Source organism: Corynebacterium sp. HMSC036E10 (genome assembly GCF_001836265.1).
In the GTDB taxonomy this organism is placed as follows: Bacteria; Actinomycetota; Actinomycetes; order Mycobacteriales; family Mycobacteriaceae; genus Corynebacterium; species Corynebacterium coyleae.
The window spans coordinates 64910-69247 of the sequence record NZ_KV827996.1 but is presented as its reverse complement, the minus strand read 5'-3'; the positions used below and the strand labels follow the sequence as shown (position 1 = coordinate 69247).

Annotated in this window: 2 protein-coding genes, 1 tRNA gene and 1 pseudogene; 1 reads left to right on the top strand and 3 read right to left on the bottom strand. The window is 59.9% G+C overall.

The features are described 5' to 3' along the window. The 3 genes from HMPREF2736_RS11005 to mgtE all read right to left on the bottom strand — a co-directional run. Positions 1-946: carboxypeptidase-like regulatory domain-containing protein (locus HMPREF2736_RS11005; protein ID WP_141761650.1), on the bottom strand; the 946-nt coding region annotated here is incomplete at its 3' end. Positions 947-1094: 148 nt separating this feature from the next. Further along, positions 1095-1170: transfer RNA gene (locus HMPREF2736_RS11000), tRNA-Arg, on the bottom strand. A 73-nt stretch (positions 1171-1243) separates the two neighbouring features. After that, positions 1244-2596, bottom strand: a complete 1353-nt coding sequence (gene mgtE, locus HMPREF2736_RS10995; protein WP_070829787.1) for a magnesium transporter — start codon at positions 2594-2596, stop codon at positions 1244-1246. 169 nt (positions 2597-2765) lie between these two features. Between mgtE and HMPREF2736_RS10990 the strand changes: the two are divergent. Continuing rightward, a pseudogene (locus tag HMPREF2736_RS10990) lies at positions 2766-4338 on the top strand (hypothetical protein); the annotation flags it as partial.

Below are 4338 nucleotides of genomic sequence, written 5' to 3'. Positions count from 1 at the left end.
CCGGCTTCGTGGAACCATCCGGCTTCACATCAACGCTCGGCGGCGCAACCACGGTGTACCCCTGCGGCACACCAGAAACCACATTCACAGGCTGATTACCAACGGGAACATCCTTGACCGTGAAACTACCGTAGGCATCAGTAGTTCCATTCTGACCCCCGATGGTCAGCTCAACACCTGCGACACCAGCGTCCTTGTCATCAGTGACCCTTCCTGAAACATCTTGTTTAGTTTGAGAGGCCGGCGGAGCAGGGTCCACCTCGACAATCCCCGCATCGCCAACAGAGATTGCCGGCAACTTGCCTCGCATCCCATAAGCCCACACCTGAATTTGGTCAGCTTCGGTATATGAAATCGGCTCATCAAAAACTACGCGTCCCAGAATCTGGTTTGCGGACGGCTTCTCTGGGCTTGCAAAGAGCAATCCAGTTCCCTCTGCGGTAGTTTTCCCGCGAGTTAACCTCTTGATTTGGACTGGAACGGCATCCTCGGACGATGGAAAAGCTTTAACCTTAGAACCCTTTTCCTCGACGTAAAAATCGAAGGACCCAAGTGTTCCCTCTGACGGGTTATTGAAACTAATTGCAGCCATCCAACCTTTGGGCCTCTTACGCACCTGAAGACTCTGAACATCGCCATGCGACTTAACTTGAGCGAACGCAGACTGCACCTCCCCACCAACAACACTCGGCACGGCCAGGCCAGACAGCGCCAGCGACACTGCGGTCATACCTGCAATGGCGGTGCGCTTACCGGAGAAGCCGCGACGTGAGGAACGGCGCGCGGAGAAGTTCGCGTTGAAATCGAACGGAGAGGAAGCGTTGTTCAAGATTGCTCCAATGGTTGATTTTTCTATAACGGGAGAAATTCGAGCAAGAAGTACATAGAACACGAACTTCCGCGCGAGACTTCCAAATAATTTACCAACTTGGACAGGCGCTTTCAAGCGCACTCACATCTAAAGCCCCTGCTTAATCAGTGTTTATTCAGATTTAAAGGGTTTATTAATCTTTGCCGTAATTACGTCTCAGAAAAACCGCTAGGGATACGAAAAGGGAAGGCCCCACACAGTTTGTGCAGGGCCTTCCCGAAATTGGTGCGCCCGGAGGGATTCGAACCCCCAACCTTCTGATCCGTAGTCAGATGCTCTATCCGTTGAGCTACGGGCGCAGTGCCTGTTGGCAACGAAGAAGAACATTACACCCGACAGGGCACACCACCAAAACGGCAGTTCAGGACACCATTACAGGCCAAGCACACTCTTGGCGATGAGGAAGTAAATGACCAAACCGGTCGCGTCGCAGAAGGTAGAGATGAACGGGTTGGAGAACACCGCCGGGTCGGCGCCGACTGCGCGAGCGATGATCGGCATGATGCCGCCGACGGTCGCGGACATGGCGCACACACAAAAAAGTGTGGAACCGATCACAATGCCTATTTCTTGCCCGAAAACGGCCCACGCGATACCCAAACCGAGGATGCCAAGCACCGAACCAAGGGTCGCGCCGACGCGCAGTTCGCGCCACATGACTTTAAAGATGTCGCCCTTGGTCACGTCGTGAAGCGCTAGCGCACGCGTCACCGTTGTCGCGGCCTGGTTACCGGTGTTGCCGCCGGTGCCGGTCAGCAGCGGAATAAATAGGGACAGCACGGTCACTTGGGCGAGCGTGTCCTCAAAGATGCCGAGCACCTGCACGGTCAGAATCGCGGAAACCGCCAACACGAGCAGCCACACGATGCGGGAGCGCACCAGGTTGAGCACCGGCGTGGACAGATACGGCTGCTTCAGCGACTCGGAACCGCCCTGACGTGCGGAGTCCTCGCTGTCGGCGAACTCGACGATGTCCTGGGCCTCGTCGTAAGTAAAAATGCCCACGAGGTGCTGGCCGTTATCCACCACCGGGTACGCGAGGTGACCAGACGCGAGCAGGCGACGCGCCGCATACTCGGCGTCTTCGCTCTCCACGACGGTGGGGGTTTCGCGCATGATGGTGCCCACCTCGTCATCCGCACGCGCCTTGAACAGGTCCTTCAGGCTGAGTACGCCGGTGACATGGTGCATGTCGTCGATAACTGGCACGGTGTAGATCGTCTCCAGGTCATCAACATGCGCGCGCAGCTTATCGACGACCTCCTGCGCCGTCTCCGTCGCACCAACCGCCTCCACATTCGGCGACATGACACGGCCGACCGACCCCTTCTCGTAGGCGAGAATCAGGTCTGTGTAGGCGCGGTCGTCCTCATCCAACTCGTTGAGAACCCGCTCCGCCACCTCCGGATCCATGTGATCGAGCAGCATGACCAAGTCCTCGGTGCCGAGGGCATCGAACAGGCCGGGGATCTGATGATCACCTAAGGCTTCGACGATTTCGGCCTGGTGGGCGGGCGCGAGGGCGTCGAAAAGCACAGCGGCTCGAGGCGCTGGCAGCAGTCGCACCAGCTCCGCACCGCGTCTCGACGGCTGACGCTCCACCAAACGGACGATGTCACGCAAGTCCATCCCCGCGAGTTTGCGCTGCATAGCGGTCAAATCACGCGGGGATAGGCGGCGGCTCCGCAACTTCCGTTCAATACTGGCCAAATCAGCCGTTTGCATAGCTCTCACACCGCGAGCGTACCTGGCTTCATATTCACCCGAGCGGGGGCTATTCCCAGATAGCTATTCCGCATTTATTACGCATGTGTAAAACTTTACGAACGTTTTGCGATACATCTCGCGGAAACACCCAGGAATCGGCGTTATCGCCCAGACCCAAGGAGCCCCCATGGCAAAAACTGTACGTTCCCGACGCGTATCCATCGCGGCGGGCGCGCTCTCCCTGGCGCTGGTGGCGCCATTCGTATCCCCCGTCAGCATCACCCCGGTGGCGGCAGCTGTCGACGCCAGCGCGTTCGACACCACCTACACCACCACCAACTTCTGGGATGTCGACGAAGCAGTCGTGGAAGGGCTTGTGCTTGAGCCCGGCGACAAGGTCGAAGCAACGGCACTCCTTCTCGCCCGCAATAAATGGCGCTTCCGCACCAGCGGCTGCAACCTGATTCTCATCCGTCCAGAAGCTGCGATCTCCTTCGGGAAGGGCAACCAGAACATTGCGGTCAAGGTAACCAAGGCCGACGGCTCTTCCTTCGACACCACGCTGAAGGTCAACGTCGTGGATAAGAAGGCCGAGGGAAACACGTTCACCGAGCCTGCCGACGCCTGCCCGACCCCGGAGGAGCCAACGCCTGAGGAGCCGACCTCCGAGGCCCCAACGTCCGAGGAACCGACGCCCGAGGCCCCAACCTCGGAGGAGCCCGCTCCGACCACGACCGCTCCTGCAGAAGAGCCCACCTCTGAGCCGGCTCCGACGACGGCTACCCCGCCGGCGGAGGAGTCGTCGACAAGCAATGCCCCGAAGACAACCGCAAACGCCTTCAACGGTCGCTTCAACACCGCCAACTTCTGGAACAAGAAGGAAGCAGTGGTCGAAGGCCTGAAACTGCAGCCGGGTGACACCGTCGCACCGACGACGAACACGATCTTCAACTGGAACTTCCGTAACGACAACGGCACCCTCACCGTGATTCGCCCGCAGTCCGCGACTGCTTTTGGTACCGGCAACAAGGACATCGCCGTGAAGGTGACCCCCGCCGAGGGCGAGGCGTTCACGACCACGCTGCGTCTGAACGTTATCGACGAGCGCCCCGTCGGCGATTGGGAAAAGGAACTGGAGAAGACCTACCCGGTCGACTTTGAGAAGTCCACCTCCGCCAAGACGCTGGATGCGCTCAAGCTGCCGAAGGGCGTGACCCTGAGCAAGGGTGGCGTGAGCCTGCCGACCGGCTGGAGCGTCACCACCGACGCCGACGGCGTCCGCATCACCCCGCCGACCACCTTCACGGAAGGCGACATTGAACTGCCTGTCTCCGTCGAGCAGGTCCACGACGACGGCACGAAGGACACGTTCAAGGCAACGCTGAAGATTGCTGCGAAGAACCCGTCCAAAACCCCGGCTGAAGTAGCAGGTACCGCAGCAGACATTCTCGGCCCGCTGCTGGGAAGCATCATCGGCGGCGCGACCGGCGGCACCGGCCTGGGCAGCCTGATTGGCAACCTGATCGGTGGCGGCAAGGGCGAAGGCTCCGAAGGCGGCAGCGGCGGTAACGGCAGCGGCGCCGGCGGCCTCCTCGGCAACCTTCTCGGCGGTCTGCTCGGTGGCGGTAAGGACGGCAAGAGCCCGCTGGAGGGCATCGTCAAGGTTGAGGTGCAGCCGAGCGGCATCATCGTCACCGGCAACGCCAACCCGACCGTGGAGATCCGTGACAACGGCTCCAACAATGGTTCCGGCAACTCGG